Here is a 17,457-nt window from a genome sequence, read left to right on the forward strand (position 1 = left end):
GAAAACAAAATGAAAAACCCATCACCTGTCAGATTGAAAAAGGTGATGGGTTTTGTTTTGGGGTAAAATGAGCTACTCCGCCTACAGCTTCCACGCGCATAGAGAAGTGAAAGCCGCTTTTTTTTGTTCAACCAGGGGTTTCGCCACAACTTTCGATTGATCCTTTTACACGTAAGCGTATTGTGGAATTGCTAAAATTATAGATAGGGAATCCGAAAGTCATTAGGGGGGAACGCTTCCAAGATTGACCTGCCACATCAGAAATTTTTTCTAGATAGGATCATTAGATTTTTTCGATTTATACAATTTATTTGACGACGATTTGGGTATTCAAAATAAATTTTCGTAGCTGAGAGAGGCGATTAGCCGCCTCTTTTTTGTGGGAATTAAGGTTAAGATCTCTTATATCCCCAAAACAAAAAAATACATCTTTTCTACAATATAGATCATTTTTTTGTTTTGGGGGCACAACCTCTGATTCATAATCATGATCACCAAACGAACCTATTCTGCTCAGTGAGGCGGATCAGGAAGTTACATATTTTTCTCTCAGTACATTTTTATCGATTTTTCCTATGGCGTTTCTCGGCATCTGATCGATAAACACAACATTTTTTCCACACTTGAAGGTTGCCAAACGGCCATAGCAATGTTTAAGGATATCTTCCTGGGTCAGGTCAGAATCAGGCTCTTTCACGATAAAAACGAGAGGGATCTCGCCTAACTCGTCATCCGGCACACCTATGACAGCGACTTCTTTTACCCCTTCAATGGCTTGCAATATGGCCTCCACTTCTGCTGGATAAACGTTTTCACCACCACATACAAACATGTCCTTGAGCCGGTCAACGATCATCAAAAAACCCTCTTCATCGATTTTTCCCAAATCTCCCGTGTAGAACCATCCGTCTTTTAAAACTTTGGCTGTTTCTTCGGGATTATTCCAATATCCGAGGAAACTGTGCGAACGTTTCAATGCAATCTCTCCTACTTTGCCAGGCGGCAGGACATCACCTGTGATCGGGCTCACAATCTTGACTTGTGTAAAGAAGATCTCTTTCCCCGCTGTATGGCATTTTTCAATGCCCATTCGGTCGGAACGGTATACAGTGGCTACTCCATGCTCTGTACAGCCATATATCTGAAGCACATGGATTCCGTATTCATGAAAACGGCGAATCATTTCTTCGGGTACAAATGTTCCGCCGCAGCTGATGGAACGAAGTGAACTGATATCCAGATCGATCCAGCCCGGCACCTGGAACATGATGTTCAGCATGACTGGAACCGCAAACATCCGTGTGATTCTTTCTTTCGCAATAATCTCCCAGGTATAGGCTGGATGAAATTCCGGCAAGAGGACAAGGGTGATTCCATGAAGTGCCCCTATCAATGGAGTGACTGCACCACTAATGTGGAACATGGGAAGTGCACACAAAAACCGGTCACCTTCACGGTATTCTCCGCTAAGTAATGTTCCTAAAGCGCTTTCAAATAAACTGACATGGCTATGTATAACTCCTTTTGGTCTACCGGTAGTACCTGAGGTATAAATGATGACTGCTGGATCTGTCTCCTGTACATCGCTTGAAGGTTCTTCCTGGCTTCCCTGACGAAGAAGGGTGTCAAAATGGATATCTTCGGAGTCCTTTTCATTTCCCATGCAAATCATGAAATCAAGAGATGAGATCTCTTTCATTCTGGTTCGGTATTCTACGAAAGCTTCGTCGTAAATGACTGCCTTCGCCTGGCAATTTTCCAGCATGTAACAAAGCTCTTCAATATGTAGTCGCGTGTTTAAAGGTACGAGAATCGCTCCGATTTTCCACACTGCATAATAGGTAGCCATCAGGTCGAGTCTATTCTTGCTCAAAATCGCTACCCGATCTCCCGCCAGAATGCCCAGGTCAACAAGTCCGTTTGCCAACTGATTGACACGATGGTTAAATTCCTGAAAAGTACAACGGTGCTCTGGATCGACGATCGCTTCCAAAGCAGGTGTAGTCCGTGCACGATCGACTAATAATTGTCCTAATTTCATTGAAATTGTCCTCCTTTTTAGTTTTTACAAAATAATTTTATATTATTCAACAATATATATCTAGGGGTAACAGGTAGACTGTTAATGTTAGTACGTGCCTTTGGCTAGAACGGGTATCACGTTCCATTAGGGTGATTGAACATTTCAAAATAGATTGGAATACTTGGGATGCAGCGAACCTCTTTTTGGGTAAAGATGCCGTGAGCCCAGCTGTATCAAGGGATTTCAAGTAATTTTGACAAAATGGAGAAAACACGACCGGAGGTTCACTGCAAAAAAAGAGTGTTGAAAGGAATGGGAAGTGGGTGTATACTGAAAATGTCAAGGGATTTGGTGTATTGTGAATTTAGGGTATTGCATCTACTATAGAATGAAAAACAAAACGAAAAGCCCATCATCTTTGTTAATTTTATACAGGTGATGGGTTTGTTGTAGTAAGGCTTTTCTTCATTTCCATGTTGTTCTCTATCAAGAAATGATAGACAGTAAAGATGAGCAAAAGCAAATAAACTACAGAAATAAGATTACAGATCTTCCGATTTGGAAAGTGTTCTTTTGAAAAAGTAAAGAGGTTGAGTTAAAAAGGCTTTGGAGGTTATTTTCCTAAGCCTTTTTTGTTTGTAGTTAAAAAATAGAATAAAAATAGAATAAGGATGTGAGATCTGTGCAGAAATTAGCTGCCCCTTGTGGTTATCCAAACTGTCCTATTGTTACACGAGAACGGTATTGTTCTGCACTTGACCACTCCCCATACCTAAAGGCTTATGCATTACCCACAAGTGTTTTATTAGGGAAGAAGTTCGATGGATAGCAGTATAAAGAGCCTTCCACTCGTTTTCAGATAAAGCCAGAGTACAAGATTCATTGGAAGAACTCTCGATTGATAGGTTTACCATAAAAGTCGCCAAGCGACTCTATATTTATGGGTAATGCATAGAGCTAAAGGCAGGGGATTCTTGGGTAATCCCTTCTACCGAAGAGAAATGGACCAAGCTTAGACCGACAGTCCATCGGCAAAACAAAAAATGTCGGACTTCGTGAGAGGATTAACACCCTCCCTCGTCCGACGCTCGCTCTCATCCCCATAGCTGAAGCTAAGGGATTTTCTAGCTCGCAAAGATATAAACAGCAGGAACATAAATAATACGAACGAGATCATGGCTCATCTTCTAGTAATTTAAAATAGGCAGTCATGATCAAATCCCACTAAGTACCGTATTGGGATTGTCTCTTCCACATCGAAGATCCTGTAATTCGCATCGCGAGTTGTTTCGCATATTGCAAATGTAATTCAGTGTAATCCTGCCAGCGTATGATATTTTCAATAAACGGTTTGTAAGAAGCAGGAGCGGCATCTCTCATGACATGTAAACCGTTACGCACGTTACGGTCTCTCTGTTCGGCGTTTTGTATACAGGCGACCAGGGTTTTTAATATGGATGGCTCATACTCTCCGTTTAGTAGTCTTTGCCCCGACCCAGTCGCTGTTACACGATGGTAGGACGCGGGAACAAGATGCGTATGCATTTCTGCATTTCCTTTTAAATCTTTTGTTTCGGGAATATGAAACAACTGCGTGCTCATAGAACAAACCATTTGTTCACCGTACAAGCTACGGTATAACTCATCCGTAACAGGGCGCCACATTTTTTTATTTTGTCTCAACAAAACACCTCCCCAAAGATTTTAGGCACATCGTCTCCAATATTGTATGTTGGACTAAAGATATTGCTACCTAAATGTGTTTAGGAGTACGGCAAATAAAAATAGAAATAAGGCAACGTATTTCACCATTGTTTTTGTACCTAGGGGGGACAATCTATTGAGACTATTTAAAGCCACCGCTGAGCAGCCACGTTTTTGTTTCCGCCAGTTTCTATAAGGGGTAGCTTTGCGGGTAGTCTATAAAAAAATAGAAGAATTTGAACCGTATCCGAAGAATTTACGTGTTCATCCCAAGTCAGCCATTGAGAAATTAACAAATAGTATTCAAGAATTCCAATGCGTCCATTATTTTTATTGATTTTGTTTTTTGGTGTGGGGCTTTGTTTCTTTGTAGGACTTCAACGTTTGGGATTTCCAATTCTTTCGGACCAGTTTTAGGTATAGGTTCCAAAGGTTATGGGATTCTCATTAGTGCTTTCGCGTTCGGAAATGTGATTGGTTCCCTAGTCATAGGAAAAATGAATATCAGAGAATATACACGGTACATTTGATGAACTCCTAATTCTTCTAAGTACGCAGTAACAGTTGACAGTTTATGTCTGCTCACAGATAATAAAAAGGAACATACGTTTTTATGGGATGAGGACTTTGGGGACTGTTATTCTTGCTTATCGAAATATCCGATGTGTTTATATCATATGTGTTAGTTTTGTCTTTTTTAACGGCTTCAATAGATGTGCCGATGGTGACACTGATTCAAAGCTCCGTCCCTAAAGAGAAATTGTGAAAAGTATTTAGCATGACAAAAAAATACATCCTTTCTACAACATAGCCCGTTTTTTCATTACAATTGGAGTATGACTATTTAATAATATTAATATTCCTACAATTAAAGGTTGTGTTTATATGGTAAAAAAATCTTATATATTTAAAGATTTTTTGGGATTACATCCGATTGTATATACCATTCTGACCGGAACGATTTTTGTTACCATCGCCAAAACGATGAGTGTTCCTTTTCTGGCAATTTATTTAACCCAAAAAACTGAGTTAAGTCCAGGGCTGATCGGTGCCGGTGCGATCCGATCGGTCCTGTAAAAGGAGATCGCTGGTGGAGAACTAAATGGATCCCTATCACTTCTGATGGAGGGGGGAACAATCACTGTATCGATTTAGATCCAGATGAAGGTGGAACACCAGGGCAAATCATTACGATGTGGCATGATGAAGGAAGTAGAGAATGTATAGCTAGTAGTTTCCGTGAATGGTTTGCAAATATTGTAACTAAGTTGGAAAACGGAGACTATGGCCTGGAAAAGAAGAAGAATTTTGTCTTGTTCAACAGCTATGGTTTCTTAGATTGAAATAGAGAGTGAACGGATATTTTTGATTTACAAGCCAGATAAAATGTCTAAAAGAGAGAGAAGGAGAAAGTAAATGAAATATTACCAATCTGTCTGCGAGTTAGGACTCTTGTTACCAGAGCCAAAGCAGTTTCAAGAGCAATTCGGTGGTCTTCCTTGGGGATTGCCACACGAGAAATGGCCTCTTTGTAATAACTGTGGAAAGCCAATGACGATAATCGCTCAGCTTCAACATCATCCTGTACGATTCAATTTAGGAAAAGAAGATCGAGTTCTCTTTATTTTTCAGTGCTTAAATGATCCAGGATTTTGTGACTTTGGAGAGCCTGGTAAAGGCAATGCAGCATTGATCTTGGATGCAGAAGAAATGACAAAGGGAAGGACGAAGCCTTCTCAGGAGATTCCAATAGAACCAGAGCTACGGATTATTCATTGGATTGAGAAAGAGGAGTTGTTAAAGAAATCAGATGAGAGTCGCTTAATTAAAGGAGACTATGAAGGTTTATCATATGAGGAAATAGATTTGATTGAGATAGGGACAAAAGTAGGTGGTTATCCTTACTGGTTTCAATCAGGTCTTGGATTTCAAGAGCCCTATCAATTTTTAATGCAAATGTTAGACATGAGGATGGCTGCAATCTAGTCTATTATGGCGATTTCGACTATCAACAATTGATTAGAATAGAACGTCCTCAAGAATATAAACATTCATTTGAGCTCATGGTACTACCTAATGGAACATACTCCTGTCGGTTAGGTAACTTTGCAGATGGAGCAGGGTATGTCTTCATTGACCGAACCAAAGAGAAACCAGAAGTTGAATTCTTTTGGCAAAGCTTATGACAAAACTAATTTGATTAATGAAGACTGGTAAGAACGGCATACCCAAACTACAAAAAGTTCAATATCATTTCCATTATTGGGATGGGAAAAGAAACTCCCGTGATAAAGAGCTGTTTGATATGTGAGCCAGAAGATGAAAGAGGTGAGATTTGATGCTTAGTCATCAACAGCGCTGTGACTTTCAGATAATCTCATTGTTCTTACTGTCCGTCTCTTTTACTTGGGAAAAGCATGAAATGGTTGAACAATTTTCTACTTTAGCTGATTTGCTAGGATATCGAATTAAGCAAGAAAAACTGCATTCTATAAGTTTTAGTGATAATCCTGGTAGTTATAGCCTCATATTCTTGCATGGTTGTAATGAGCGGATTGACAGTATTTATATTGATATAGAGACTTTTTATGATACATATGAACTGCTACAAGAAGATCAGGCTTATGAACAAATAGAGGAAATAGTGAATGGGAAATTGCAAAAGTTGGAGGAGGCTGTGCAATATTTAAGAACTGTGTGGGGTGAACCATTCTTTCTTGGCGACTTCTGGGATTCTAGATTTCCAAGAGATCAATATTCTGGCATAAGGATGGCTTTATGGAAGATGAAAGGCGCTCACGTTGTCCTACAGGTGGAATACCAGGATAAGGAGTTGCCTATTAGTTTAAACATGTTAATCACTCCTGAGCAAGAACTAACTTCGCATGAGTTTGACGAGTTTGTAGGCAAGGAGTACTTAGATACTTACAAATTTAGTCGTGTCAGACCTGATTAGAAGGCTTATTCCAACTTGCAATTTGAGGGGAGTGAGCCTTTTTTGTATATACGTATTGCTCTCAAGTCTATTCAACCTGAATTAAGTCAATAAAAGCTGTAACGATTGTAACTCTTTGGAAAAATTAAAGGAGGTACTACTCAAGAATGGGAACTGAAGCGTGTATATTAAAGGAGCATGAAAAATATACCCCTGAAAAATTATTAGCCGATGCTATTGTGGCAGCTTTTCATGCCGATGTTAAGCTCCATTTCACTAATATTAAATTTTTCGAAGATGGTCGTTTTAGAAGGACAATATTGAATATTATGGATGATCCAAATGATCATCAGATTATTTTTAATGTGATGGCAAAAGACAGACCGGAAATGTTTTTCTATGATTACGAATATGTTGGATTGGACTCAAATCGAAAATTATATTGTGTGGGATACATTGAAGATGTTTATGGCGTGGATGAAATATTATTTCGATTTATCTATGAATATTTAAAAATAAATCCTCATGATTATTTTTGGGTAAGCGATTTTGAGTGGGTATATCGGTGGGAAGATATGCAAAAATTTAAATCCTTACCGTACGATCCATATTGGTATCAAACAAATCCGAAATTGTGGAAATAAGGAGGTCAGTGGTTCGAACCTGCTATGCTCCACCAAAGATAAGCCGCGAAATCCCGCGGCTTTTTGCTGTTTTTTTGTGCAGGCTTAGCCTTGCGCATTTGCCTGTAAAGTGTCAGGGCGTGTCTGGTGAATATACCTGTAAGGGATCACGTTTTAACGGTTTTTTTCAATCTCTTCCTCGATATCATTTAAAAACTCATCAAGCAATTGATGGAGTTTTTCTCTTGAAAACGCTGGTTGTTCGAGAGCAGATGAATAATCTACATGGTTATCATAACTGAAATCGTCTTCTTCGAACCAGACAGAAAAGCTAACCTGACGAATTGTTTTATTCAAAATTGCCACCTTCCTTATTGAAAAAGGTGATGGGTTTTGTTGTTGGACAGTCAAGTGAATATTCTCTACCTACTGCTTCATTACTGTATTAGTTTTTTGCAAGGTTTAATTGCCACGAAACACCGTATCTGTCGGTAACCCAACCGTACTTTTCACTAAATGGATAGGCACCTAAAGGCATGAGAACTTCTCCATCCTGAGATAACTTCCCGAAAAGTTCATCAATTTCTTCTTCTGTATCACATGTTACATACAGTGAGATGGCGGGCGTAAATGTAAAATCATGCTGAACACTACTGTCTATACACATGAACACTTGTCCGTTCAGCGAAAATGTAGCATGCAGCACTTTTCCCTCTTGACCAGGTCCATTTGCTCCATAACGGGTAATACTTATGATTTCTGACTGCTTGAATAAAGAAGTGTAAAAATTCATTGCTTCTTCAGCTTTGCCATCGAACATCAAAAAAGTAGTAATTTTCTGGTTTGAACTTTCCACCTACAATCAGCTCCTTTTATTAAAATATAAGGACACAGAACGCATGTTCTATTTTTATTATCTGTGAGCAGACACAAACTGTCAACTGTTACTGTATACATAAAAGTATTAGGAGTTTATCAACAGATATACCTGGTGCTGACGAAAACCAGGGTAACCCTTTGCCAGAACAACCGCCTTGGAAATGAATGGCTAAGCAACTGCTTATGTCAGCTTATTATGAGTAATGGCCGATAACACTGATTATGCTAACCCATATAGGAATGTTTTAATCGATAATTTGTTCCCGTATTTTTTCAGGAGACGATTTGCTATGAAACCAGATTGGAATACACGGAATGCAGCGAACCTCTTTTTGGGTACAGGTGCTGAAAAGCCAGATGTATCAAGGGATTTTAAGTGATTTTGACAAAATGGCGAAAACACGACCGGAGGTTCACTGCAAAAAAAGAGTGTTGAAAGGAATGGGGAAGTGGGTGTATACTAGAATTAATAAGGGATTTTTGGTGTATGCTGAATTTAGGGTATTGCATCTACTATAGAATGAAAACTTCGCCATTCTCGGATATTGCGGATCAAGCGAGTGGAAGGTATTGCATCTACTGTAGAATAAAAACCAAACCAAAACCCATCACCTTTTCATTTTTGAACAGTTGATGGGTTTTGTTGTTGAAAAGAGGCGTAAGCATTTTTGGGCTTACGCCTCTTTTGGCTGTTGATTTTTAATCAGGGGAATCGTCAGACATCCATCCACCTGACCAAGCGATTAATAACCTCCCATGCCATAAGTGAGAGCGAACCACTCAGCAAAACGTTCAATCTGGTCGGTATTTTTATGATTCCATCCCAAGAGATGATCGACATGGTGACCCAGTTCGTGTGCAAACACATCCCGTAAATAATAAGAGCGAAGGGCTTCTTTGGTGAAGTAAAAAAAGCCGCCTGTTTCAGTTGAGAACCATTTGGCTCCGTGCCTTTCGTATTCCAAACATTTGGATGGTTTCGGTTTGGAAGAGAAATAAAGACATTGATCTTTCGGAAATGGAAACACGAAAATCGATTTCGCATGGGCGTCATAGCAACCAAAAATCGTTTCATGATAAAGCATTTGTTTTTTTGAACCCCGACATAGAAAAATGGCTTGCAAATCGCGAAGGAATTCGGGAGGAATCGAGGTGAAAAAGATTTGAATATCGCGCATGGTCAAGGGTTGATAAAAATCCGGATGTGTTTCATAGGTATAAAAATAGATACCGGGAGATTTTTCTATGTATTTTTTGTGCTGTTTCAAGATTTGTTCAATTTCACTAAAATAAGGATTATGAGGAGTCGAGTTTGTGCGTCTATTTTGACTCCGGGCATTGCTACGCAATCCGCTTAATAGGGGCGGCCATATTTTCATCCAGTTTCATTCCTTTATTCATATTCAATTTTTTGGTTTGGAAGATGGTTTTTGTAAGATTGCTGATCATTGAGTTGTCATTCATCTGAAGTGACTTTCTTGACTGAAAGAGGTTTCATTTATGGAAATGAAAGATTCTCAAGGTGAGGAAAATTTTTTCAGTGTGTATACCTTTATGCTAATGAATTAAAAGAAAGAAAAAAAGCGATGAAATAAATTTTAAAAGATTCGTCACAATTGATCAATGGGATTCATCAAGTAACCCGATGAAGGAGGAAGAGAAATGTCTCAGATTGAACCAAAAAGTTTTGTAACCAAAGATGGAAAAAGGTTTGTTGTTCGAACGGTTTTACCCGATGATGCTGAGAAAGTGCTGGATTATACTCAAGTGATTATTGAGCGAGAACCCTATATACTGACAGCTCCTGAAGAGTTTTCGAATAATTTGTCTGAACAAAAGCGCTTTATTGAAACCGTTTTTCATGAAACGAATGAGCTCATGATTATAGCGGAATATGCTGGTGAAGTGATTGGTTTCTTGAACTTTCATCAAGGACGTAGAAAAAAGATTCAGCATACAGGGACTTTTGGTATGAGTGTCAAGAAAGAGTGGAGAAACCAAAGGGTAGGTGAAGCGCTTTTGGTATCCTTGATTGAATGGGCCCAAGCAAATCCCATCATTGAAAAATTAGGTCTGGAAGTGGCGGCAAATAATCAGCCAGCGATTCGATTATATCAAAGAAATGGATTTATTGAAGAAGGCAGAAAAATAAGAGCATTCAAGATCGATTCGGATCGGTACTGTGATCTGATCCTCATGGCCAGGTTTGTGTAACCGCTCCATTGTCATATAGAGAGTTTCTATAATACTGGAGTTTCTTTTCCGTTTCACTTCCGCTCAATTAAATTCATACGCAACAACGTATAAAATAAGCGGAGTTTTTCCAAGCGAGTGACTTACGAGCCCTCCCAGCGGAGAGGCGCTTCTAGCAAAAGTCGCTCAACTGGAAAAGGAGCCCCTTTGTTTGTCAACATCTTTTCTTTCCTGTTTTCGAATTATTAACAATATAATTTCTTCGTTTATGAAGAATGATATTATTTATTTGTGTCGAATTAATTATGGACAAAATGAATTTGCCAAAGGATGGGATCAGACAGATGATGATGAATGTACCTCTTACGATTCCCATGATGCTGGAACATGCAGAACGTCTTTTCGGAAAAAAAGAAATTGTCTCACGTACAGACCGAGGGGTAAAAAGGTTAACTTATCGGGAAATGGCAAGCCGGACGAGAAAGTTATCGAGTGCCTTGAAGAAGCTGGGAGTGCAAAGAGGCGATCGCGTCGGTACTCTGGCCTGGAATCATTTTCGCCATTTGGAAGCTTATTTTGCCATTCCCGGGATGGGAGCGGTTTTGCATACGATTAACATTCGGCTTTCGCCACAGCAAATTGCGTATATTATCAACCATGCAGAGGATCGTGTATTGCTCCTCGACCCTGATCTCCTGCCCGTGTTGGAGTCCATTGTAGAGGAAATTCCAAAAGTCAGAGCATTTATCCTGATGACAGATGAAACCACATTACCTGAGTCCAAATTGCCCAACCTGGTCTTGTATGAGGAATTGATCCAGCAGGCTGAGGAAGAGCCATTTGTCAAAGACCTCGATGAAAACGCACCGGCAGGCATGTGCTATACCTCCGCTACGACAGGAAACCCAAAAGGGGTTGTCTATACCCATCGAAGTGTGGTGCTGCATGCCATGGCGCTGGGATTGGCAGATACTGCCGCTGTATCAGAAAGTGATACGGCTATGCCGGTCGTTCCGATGTTTCATGTTAATGCGTGGGGATTGCCTTTTGCCGCTACATGGTTTGGCAGTAAACAGGTGTTTCCAGGCCCGAAGTTTACACCTCAAATTTTATTGGACCTGATTGAGCAGGAAAAGGTAACCATATCTGCAGGTGTACCAACCATTTGGCTGGCCGTCTTGCAGGTACTGGAGAAAAATCCAAGAGATATAAGCAGTTTGCGAACACTGTTATGTGGTGGATCCGCTGCACCGAAAAGTCTGATTCAAACCTTTGAAGAAAAATATGGAGTTCCATTTGTTCATGCTTATGGAATGACGGAAACCAGTCCATTGGTCTTTCTATCTCGCTTGAAGTCGTATCAACAGGACTTGCCCATGGAAGAAAAAATGTCATTTCGGGCGAAACAGGGCTATCTCGTTCCATGTCTGGAGATGAAAGTGGTTGGATCGGATGGAAAAGAAGTGGAGCCCAATGGCGAAGAGATGGGAGAATTGCTGTTAAGAGGTCCATGGATTGCCAGTGAATACTATCAGGATGAACGAACAAAGGACGCATTCAGGGACGGTTGGCTGTATACCGGGGATGTAGTGACAGTTGATGAAGAAGGGTTTGTCAGTATTGTCGATCGGACCAAAGACCTGATTAAAAGCGGGGGCGAGTGGATTTCTTCCGTGGATTTGGAAAATGCATTGATGGCGCACCCTGCCGTGTTTGAAGCGGCTGTTGTTTCCGTTCCCCATCCCAAGTGGCAGGAACGGCCTGTGGCGTGTGTCGTGTTAAAAGAAGGACACCAGGCAACGAAGGATGAGTTGATTGAATTTTTAGCCAAAGATTTTCCGAAATGGTGGCTGCCTGATCATGTCCTGTTTTTACAGGAAATTCCCAAAACCTCTGTTGGCAAATTCTTGAAGAGGAAATTACGTGAATATGTCAAAGAAGCACTGGGCGAATCTTGATACCCAAAAATGAAAGCCCTTACATTTCCGATCCCTCTGATTTCCCGGAGAATCAGAGGGATTTTCGCTTTTTCTTGCCAATGAAAAATGAGTCGGTATCTAATGGGAAGAATCATTTTTCGATCATAAAAGATGGGTGAATTTCTAGCAATTGTCGATTTTCTACTCTTGTTTTTCGTTATAATATTCTTATGTATATAAATGAGAGGTGAGGCAATGGATCCACAGTATATACAGCCATCCTTTTCGTTCGAACTGGACGGCGTTTTTCGCGTCTATCGCAAATATTTTAAAGGATTGTGGTTTTTTTGTTTTTTGGTCAATATGATCTTGACGGGATGGATGCAATGGTTATACATACGGCAGATGAAACGTGTCTTTGGATCAGAGCAAGAGTTGCTTCTCAGTGCCATTCATTTGGGTGTTGATCTGTTGATCATTTATCCGTTGATACAAAATGCGTGTCATCAGTTATGGCTCAAACATGTGCAAAATCCCCATACATCCATGGGGTGGAAGCAAATCATTCGCATGTCTTTTCGTAATAGCGGGAAAATTTTTGTGGCCAATGGATTGTTGTCTCTGTTCTTGCTTTTATTTTTCCTGCTGTTTGGAAGTATCATTTATACCAATATCGATGCGGGAAATATGTATGAAAAGATCGCCCAAATGATCGTTGTTTCGGTTTTCCTCTTTTCATTGCCGCTTTCTTTTATTTTCATTCGTTTTGCCTTGATCATTCCAGTGATTTCAGTCGAGCAAAAGAGTATTGGGCAGGCATTTCAGCGAAGCTGGGAGCTGACTCGTGGTCGATACTGGTTGATATTGGGAAGGTTGATCTTGTTATTTATTGTTACTGTACCGATTCAGATCGGCTGGGGGATGTTGCTCAGGCTGACGATTGAATCAGGACTGTGGTTTCAATGGATCGCATTCGTGTTGACGTTAGCCATACTCCCTCTCTTTTTGCCGCTTGTCCCTCTCATGTTCAGCCTCATTTACTGGGATGAGCGGGTACGAAAAGAAGCGCTGGATTTACAGTTTCGATTGAAGTCCGAACGTGGAGAGGAGTGAGGACGATTTCAACCGATTTACAGGAAGCCAAAAGACAACTGCAAGAAATTCTGTCTCGACCCGAGTTTCGCAGAAAGAGTATCGACGGGAATGTGCTGGACCCAGAAAATTCGTGGGATTTATCCCCTTCCTCATTTGATCTGCCGCCGGAATGGATTTGGGGGATTTATATTTTTTTGGGTGTATTTCTGCTGGCTTGTCTGTTATTTGGCATCTATATGTGGTGGAATCGTTTCCGCTTCAAAGAAAAAGATGCCACGAAAACGGATCATCCATCTGCAATGCACTGGTTGAATGAAGCAAAAGCCTATGCGGGACAAGGAAACTACCGATTGGCAACCCGGGCTCTTTTTCATTATTTATTGTCTTTTTTGGCTGAAAGGCGAAAGATTCACCTGGATCCAGCCAAAACCAATGGGGATTACCGTAAAGAGGTTGAAGCGAATTGGCCAATCCAGGCACCCGCATTTTCAAGTGTTGTCGCACAGTTTGATGAAACATGGTACGGTGAAAAGACCTTGCCTCCTGAAGGATATGTACGTTATCAGCAACAGGTGGATGAACTGGTGAAGAAGGGGGAAGCAGATGAGACGAAGTAACATTTTTTGGATTCTAGCCGTTGTTGCACTCATTGCATTGGTCATTGCTTTCTCCTTTTTATCGCTTCATCCCCGGAATAACCAGCCTTATTCGACTGAAAATCCAAAGCCGGATGGTTTAAAAGCACTCTATCTTTTATACCAGAAAAGAGAAATTCAGGTAGACTTATGGCGATCACCCTATACGGAATTGCCTGACTCATCCAACCAGGAGACCCTCTTTATCATCGATCCACAAGTCGATGCCCCAAAAGGAGAGCAGTTACAGTCTTTGCTGAGGTGGGTGGAAAAAGGAAACCGGATTGTCTTGTGGGAGCCCAAAGACTCTGAGTGGCTCCAGACCTTTCAGTTTGAACTGGAAGATTGTCTGTCAGAGGGCCTCGTTCGTGAAGTAGTGGCTAAAGAAGGCAATCCATGGTTAAAACAGATGACCCGTCTGCAATGGCCAGGAGCCTGTATTGCGCCATACAAGAACACGGAACCCGTGCTGGAAGACCGTGATGGCCATATTTTGATAGCGAAACGTACGGTCGGAAAGGGCTCCATTTACTTTATCCCTGAGTCTTTGCTGATTACTAACAACAATATCGATAAAGCGGATCATGTCGCTTTACCCCTGGCGTGGACCCAAAATGGAAAAGTTTGGTTGGATCAAACCGTCCATCCTTTGTTTGATGTTTCATCTCCGGAGGAACCTGCTCCTTCAGCGGGACAGCCAAGCCCGAACTTTTTCTCCATGCTAAAAGAGGATGGCTTCCTGATTTTGCTTCAAATCCTGCTGGTTTTATTGGGATGGCTGTATGCCAGAGGAAAGCGATTTGCTGCTCCCCGGTATGAAATGGTGCAAGAAGAGCGCAATGCTTTGGAATATGTGGAAGCGATGGCCAAGTGGTATACTCGTGCAAAGGTTTGGAAAGAGGCATTGCTGGCCCAACAGGCAACTTTGCGTAGAGAGGTCATCGAAACGCTCCATTTGCCCGTGCAAACAACGGATGACATTCTTTATCAGCGGGTTGAACAATATATGGGTTCCTCTTTCCGGCAGCGTTATGAACATCTGGCTGAACGGATCAGGCAGGCTCAGACGCAGAAACGCATCTCACCAGACGTGTTTGTCAAGTGGAGCATCGAGATGGATCAATTGAGAAAGGAGCTGGTTAAATGGAAAACCTATTTGCCTCAAAATCAGGGCACATCCAGAGCATAACCCATCAGGTATTGTCGACCATGGAGAAAGCCGTCATCGGCCAGATGGAAAATATCCGTCTATTATGGGGAAGTTTGCTGGTCGGAGGACATGCATTGATCGAAGGGGTTCCCGGTTTGGGCAAGACACTCATGGTCCGGGCTTTGGCGCAAGTGATACAGTGCCATCAGGCGCGAATCCAGTTTACCCCCGATCTCATGCCCTCGGATATTACCGGTACCAAGGTTTATGATTTGCAGACAGGGCATTTTTCTTTTCGAAAAGGCCCGATCTTTACACATATTTTGCTGGCGGATGAAATCAATCGGACACCCCCAAAAACGCAGGCAGCCTTGCTGGAAGCGATGGAAGAAAAACAGGTGACCATCGATGGGGAAACCTATCTGTTGCCATCCCTGTTTTTTGTGGTAGCCACTCAAAATCCGGTCGAGCATGAAGGAACATATGTTTTGCCAGAGGCACAGATCGATCGTTTTACCATTAAATTGTTGATGGATTATCCAACAACTGAACAGGAAACTCTCTTACTGTCCACTCACCAGATCAATGTGCGACGGGAAATGCAGCTGGAGCCAGTGGTGTCGATCGAAGAAATCATCGCACTTCGCCAGGAACTGAAAGAAGTGACGGTGGAACCATCCATTGTACGGTATGTATTAGCCATCATTCAGGCAACCCGGAATCATCCGAAAGTTTACCTGGGTGCAAGTCCACGGGCCGGACTGGATGTCTTGTCGATGAGTAAAGCAGAAGCGGCGATGAATGGGCGGAACTTTGTAACCCCTGATGATGTACGAAGAATCCTTAAGCCAACCTTGCGCCATCGCCTGCTAATGCATCCGGATGGCGAATTGGAGGGATGGAAGGCAGATGACATTTTGGAAGAAATTATCCAGGCGATTCCCGTTCCGAGGTAAAGCCATCCTTCCATCTGACCGTTTACTGGTTCTGTTGCTGTTAGGGGTAGTGGTAACGGCGCTTGGTTCATTCTGGGGCTATGGCTGGGTCAGTTTCAGCGTATTTAACGGGCTGACCTTCGCATTGATTGTCATGGATCTTTTTTTGCTTCGGCAGTTTCCGGCCATAACTGCAACCCGTCACATGGATTCCTTATTTGAAATAGCCACAGACAATACGGTTACGATCAAGCTGACCGCATTTTCACCGATTTCGGTGAGGATGTGGTTGCAGGATGATTATCCGCATGGTTTTCGAGTCAATCAACGTACGTTTGATTTCAAATGGAACCATGAACAGACGAAAGAAATTGTTTATCAAGCTCAACCACATCGACGTGGGCGGCATCGGTTTGGACGGATTCATATTCGCTTTGAAAGCAAGCTAAGGCTTCTAAGAGTGCAGCAATCATTTGATCAGGAAATGGAAGTAAAGGTATATCCGCAGCTGGAAGCGGTCAGACGGGTACGTCGGGGGCTATATCGCCGGCAATCGTTTTTGGAAGGCGGGCCTACTTTTCGTGTTTTTGGAGCTGGGAGAGAGTTTTCACATATTCGCGAGTACATTCCGGATGATGATCCCCGAAACATTAACTGGATGGCGACCGCCCGGCGAGGGAAACTGGTATCCAATGTGTATCACCCGGAAGCAGGCCAACAGGTAGCGATTTTGTTAGACTGTGGCCGTTTGATGGGAGTGCGGAATGAAGGGAAAACACGGCTGGACTATGCAGTCGAAGCGGTTTTGGGTTATGCCGCCATTGCTTTGCAAAGAGGCGAGCAGGTAAGTTTCCTTGCTTTTTCCAACGAGATCTTGCGTTTTGTTCCGTTAGGAAAAGGAATGGAACACCTGCAGCGCATCATCGAAGCTTCATATGATTTGGAGCCGGGTTATGCGGAAACGGATTACTTGCAAGCTTGGGACATTCTTTCTTCTCAACATAAAAACAAAGCATTGGTAACGATCTTCACAGATGCAGCGAATATGGCCTTCACCGAAAACTTTCAAACCTTTGTTTACCGGGCACGTAAAAAGTATCAAGTTATGACCGTTTCCATGCAGGATCCCCGTTTCATCGAGCGTTTGGATCAACCATTGGTCAAAGAAGAAGATGTGTATCAGAAAATGGTGATCGAACAGCTGTTACAGGAACGAAAAGAAATTTTTCGTCGCCTGAACCATAAAAAGGTGGTTACACTGGATGTAGCTCCTGACCAATTGGCGAGCGGTGTGATTGATTCCTATCTGCAGATTCGCAGTCGAGTAGAAGCATAATAAAAAAGAAAGGGGAGAATATCTATCCCC

General features: G+C 41.8%; 17 protein-coding genes. 12 read left to right on the top strand and 5 right to left on the bottom strand.

The window, feature by feature from the left end:
* Positions 1–526: 526 nt before the first annotated feature.
* Together BMZ78_RS11485 and BMZ78_RS11490 are read right to left on the bottom strand one after the other, a co-directional pair.
* Positions 527–2,041: a class I adenylate-forming enzyme family protein gene (locus BMZ78_RS11485; RefSeq protein ID WP_093230462.1), complete on the bottom strand. Its 1,515-nt coding sequence runs from the start codon at positions 2,039–2,041 to the stop codon at positions 527–529.
* Positions 2,042–3,247: 1,206 nt separating this feature from the next.
* On the bottom strand, positions 3,248–3,706 hold the full coding sequence (locus BMZ78_RS11490; RefSeq protein WP_341849636.1) for a hypothetical protein: 459 nt from the start codon (positions 3,704–3,706) through the stop codon (positions 3,248–3,250).
* Between the two features lie 906 nt (positions 3,707–4,612).
* On the opposite strand from BMZ78_RS11490, the gene BMZ78_RS11495 reads away from it, so the two are divergent.
* From BMZ78_RS11495 to BMZ78_RS11515, 5 genes are all read left to right on the top strand, one after another.
* Entirely contained in the window at positions 4,613–4,804 is a 192-nt protein-coding gene (locus BMZ78_RS11495; RefSeq protein WP_093230464.1) for a hypothetical protein, read from the top strand.
* On the top strand, positions 4,792–5,070 hold the full coding sequence (locus tag BMZ78_RS11500) for an SMI1/KNR4 family protein (protein WP_093230465.1): 279 nt from the start codon (positions 4,792–4,794) through the stop codon (positions 5,068–5,070). Before BMZ78_RS11495 ends, BMZ78_RS11500 begins: the two co-directional genes overlap by 13 nt.
* A 73-nt stretch (positions 5,071–5,143) precedes the next feature.
* Positions 5,144–5,713, top strand: coding sequence for a hypothetical protein (locus BMZ78_RS11505; protein WP_093230467.1), 570 nt, complete (start codon positions 5,144–5,146; stop codon positions 5,711–5,713).
* A gap of 352 nt (positions 5,714–6,065) precedes the next feature.
* On the top strand, positions 6,066–6,683 hold the full coding sequence (locus BMZ78_RS11510; RefSeq protein ID WP_093230468.1) for a hypothetical protein: 618 nt from the start codon (positions 6,066–6,068) through the stop codon (positions 6,681–6,683).
* 146 nt (positions 6,684–6,829) lie between these two features.
* Positions 6,830–7,306: a hypothetical protein gene (locus BMZ78_RS11515; protein ID WP_093230470.1), complete on the top strand. Its 477-nt coding sequence runs from the start codon at positions 6,830–6,832 to the stop codon at positions 7,304–7,306.
* 153 nt (positions 7,307–7,459) lie between these two features.
* Here the strand turns inward: BMZ78_RS11515 and BMZ78_RS11520 are convergent, their stop codons facing one another.
* The 3 genes from BMZ78_RS11520 to BMZ78_RS11535 form a co-directional block, all read right to left on the bottom strand.
* Complete coding sequence (locus BMZ78_RS11520; protein WP_093230471.1) at positions 7,460–7,642, bottom strand: hypothetical protein; 183 nt, start codon at positions 7,640–7,642, stop codon at positions 7,460–7,462.
* 88 nt (positions 7,643–7,730) lie between these two features.
* Positions 7,731–8,141, bottom strand: coding sequence for a VOC family protein (locus tag BMZ78_RS11525; RefSeq protein WP_093230473.1), 411 nt, complete (start codon positions 8,139–8,141; stop codon positions 7,731–7,733).
* Between the two features lie 766 nt (positions 8,142–8,907).
* Entirely contained in the window at positions 8,908–9,543 is a 636-nt protein-coding gene (locus BMZ78_RS11535) for an ImmA/IrrE family metallo-endopeptidase (protein WP_093230476.1), read from the bottom strand.
* A gap of 283 nt (positions 9,544–9,826) precedes the next feature.
* On the opposite strand from BMZ78_RS11535, the gene BMZ78_RS11540 reads away from it, so the two are divergent.
* From BMZ78_RS11540 to BMZ78_RS11570, 7 genes are all read left to right on the top strand, one after another.
* Positions 9,827–10,378 (top strand): GNAT family N-acetyltransferase, encoded by a 552-nt coding sequence (locus tag BMZ78_RS11540; protein ID WP_093230477.1) that lies wholly within the window; start codon positions 9,827–9,829, stop codon positions 10,376–10,378.
* 326 nt (positions 10,379–10,704) lie between these two features.
* Entirely contained in the window at positions 10,705–12,315 is a 1,611-nt protein-coding gene (locus tag BMZ78_RS11545) for a long-chain fatty acid--CoA ligase (protein WP_093230592.1), read from the top strand.
* Between the two features lie 216 nt (positions 12,316–12,531).
* Entirely contained in the window at positions 12,532–13,389 is an 858-nt protein-coding gene (locus BMZ78_RS11550; protein WP_175482434.1) for a glycerophosphoryl diester phosphodiesterase membrane domain-containing protein, read from the top strand.
* Positions 13,386–13,988, top strand: a complete 603-nt coding sequence (locus tag BMZ78_RS11555; protein WP_093230480.1) for a DUF4129 domain-containing protein — start codon at positions 13,386–13,388, stop codon at positions 13,986–13,988. The genes BMZ78_RS11550 and BMZ78_RS11555 overlap by 4 nt, the downstream gene beginning before the upstream one ends.
* Positions 13,975–15,195, top strand: a complete 1,221-nt coding sequence (locus BMZ78_RS11560) for a DUF4350 domain-containing protein (protein ID WP_093230482.1) — start codon at positions 13,975–13,977, stop codon at positions 15,193–15,195. The genes BMZ78_RS11555 and BMZ78_RS11560 overlap by 14 nt, the downstream gene beginning before the upstream one ends.
* Complete coding sequence (locus BMZ78_RS11565; RefSeq protein ID WP_093230483.1) at positions 15,150–16,112, top strand: AAA family ATPase; 963 nt, start codon at positions 15,150–15,152, stop codon at positions 16,110–16,112. The genes BMZ78_RS11560 and BMZ78_RS11565 overlap by 46 nt, the downstream gene beginning before the upstream one ends.
* Positions 16,066–17,427, top strand: coding sequence for a DUF58 domain-containing protein (locus BMZ78_RS11570; protein WP_175482435.1), 1,362 nt, complete (start codon positions 16,066–16,068; stop codon positions 17,425–17,427). Before BMZ78_RS11565 ends, BMZ78_RS11570 begins: the two co-directional genes overlap by 47 nt.
* The last annotated feature ends 30 nt before the right edge of the window (positions 17,428–17,457 follow it).

The sequence above is a fragment of the Thermoflavimicrobium dichotomicum genome, from assembly GCF_900114055.1.
Classification (GTDB): domain Bacteria; phylum Bacillota; class Bacilli; order Thermoactinomycetales; family Thermoactinomycetaceae; genus Thermoflavimicrobium; species Thermoflavimicrobium dichotomicum.

What these genes read in the sequence shown, in the direction of transcription:
- BMZ78_RS11485 (WP_093230462.1), bottom strand. Translation starts at nt 2,041, where the DNA reads ATGAAATTAGGACAATTATTAGTCGATCGTGCACGGACTACACCTGCT.
- BMZ78_RS11495 (WP_093230464.1), top strand. Translation starts at nt 4,613, where the DNA reads ATGGTAAAAAAATCTTATATATTTAAAGATTTTTTGGGATTACATCCG.
- BMZ78_RS11505 (WP_093230467.1), top strand. Translation starts at nt 5,144, where the DNA reads ATGAAATATTACCAATCTGTCTGCGAGTTAGGACTCTTGTTACCAGAG.
- BMZ78_RS11510 (WP_093230468.1), top strand. Translation starts at nt 6,066, where the DNA reads ATGCTTAGTCATCAACAGCGCTGTGACTTTCAGATAATCTCATTGTTC.
- BMZ78_RS11515 (WP_093230470.1), top strand. Translation starts at nt 6,830, where the DNA reads ATGGGAACTGAAGCGTGTATATTAAAGGAGCATGAAAAATATACCCCT.
- BMZ78_RS11535 (WP_093230476.1), bottom strand. Translation starts at nt 9,543, where the DNA reads ATGAAAATATGGCCGCCCCTATTAAGCGGATTGCGTAGCAATGCCCGG.
- BMZ78_RS11540 (WP_093230477.1), top strand. Translation starts at nt 9,827, where the DNA reads ATGTCTCAGATTGAACCAAAAAGTTTTGTAACCAAAGATGGAAAAAGG.
- BMZ78_RS11545 (WP_093230592.1), top strand. Translation starts at nt 10,705, where the DNA reads ATGATGAATGTACCTCTTACGATTCCCATGATGCTGGAACATGCAGAA.
- BMZ78_RS11550 (WP_175482434.1), top strand. Translation starts at nt 12,532, where the DNA reads ATGGATCCACAGTATATACAGCCATCCTTTTCGTTCGAACTGGACGGC.
- BMZ78_RS11560 (WP_093230482.1), top strand. Translation starts at nt 13,975, where the DNA reads ATGAGACGAAGTAACATTTTTTGGATTCTAGCCGTTGTTGCACTCATT.
- BMZ78_RS11565 (WP_093230483.1), top strand. Translation starts at nt 15,150, where the DNA reads ATGGAAAACCTATTTGCCTCAAAATCAGGGCACATCCAGAGCATAACC.
- BMZ78_RS11570 (WP_175482435.1), top strand. Translation starts at nt 16,066, where the DNA reads ATGACATTTTGGAAGAAATTATCCAGGCGATTCCCGTTCCGAGGTAAA.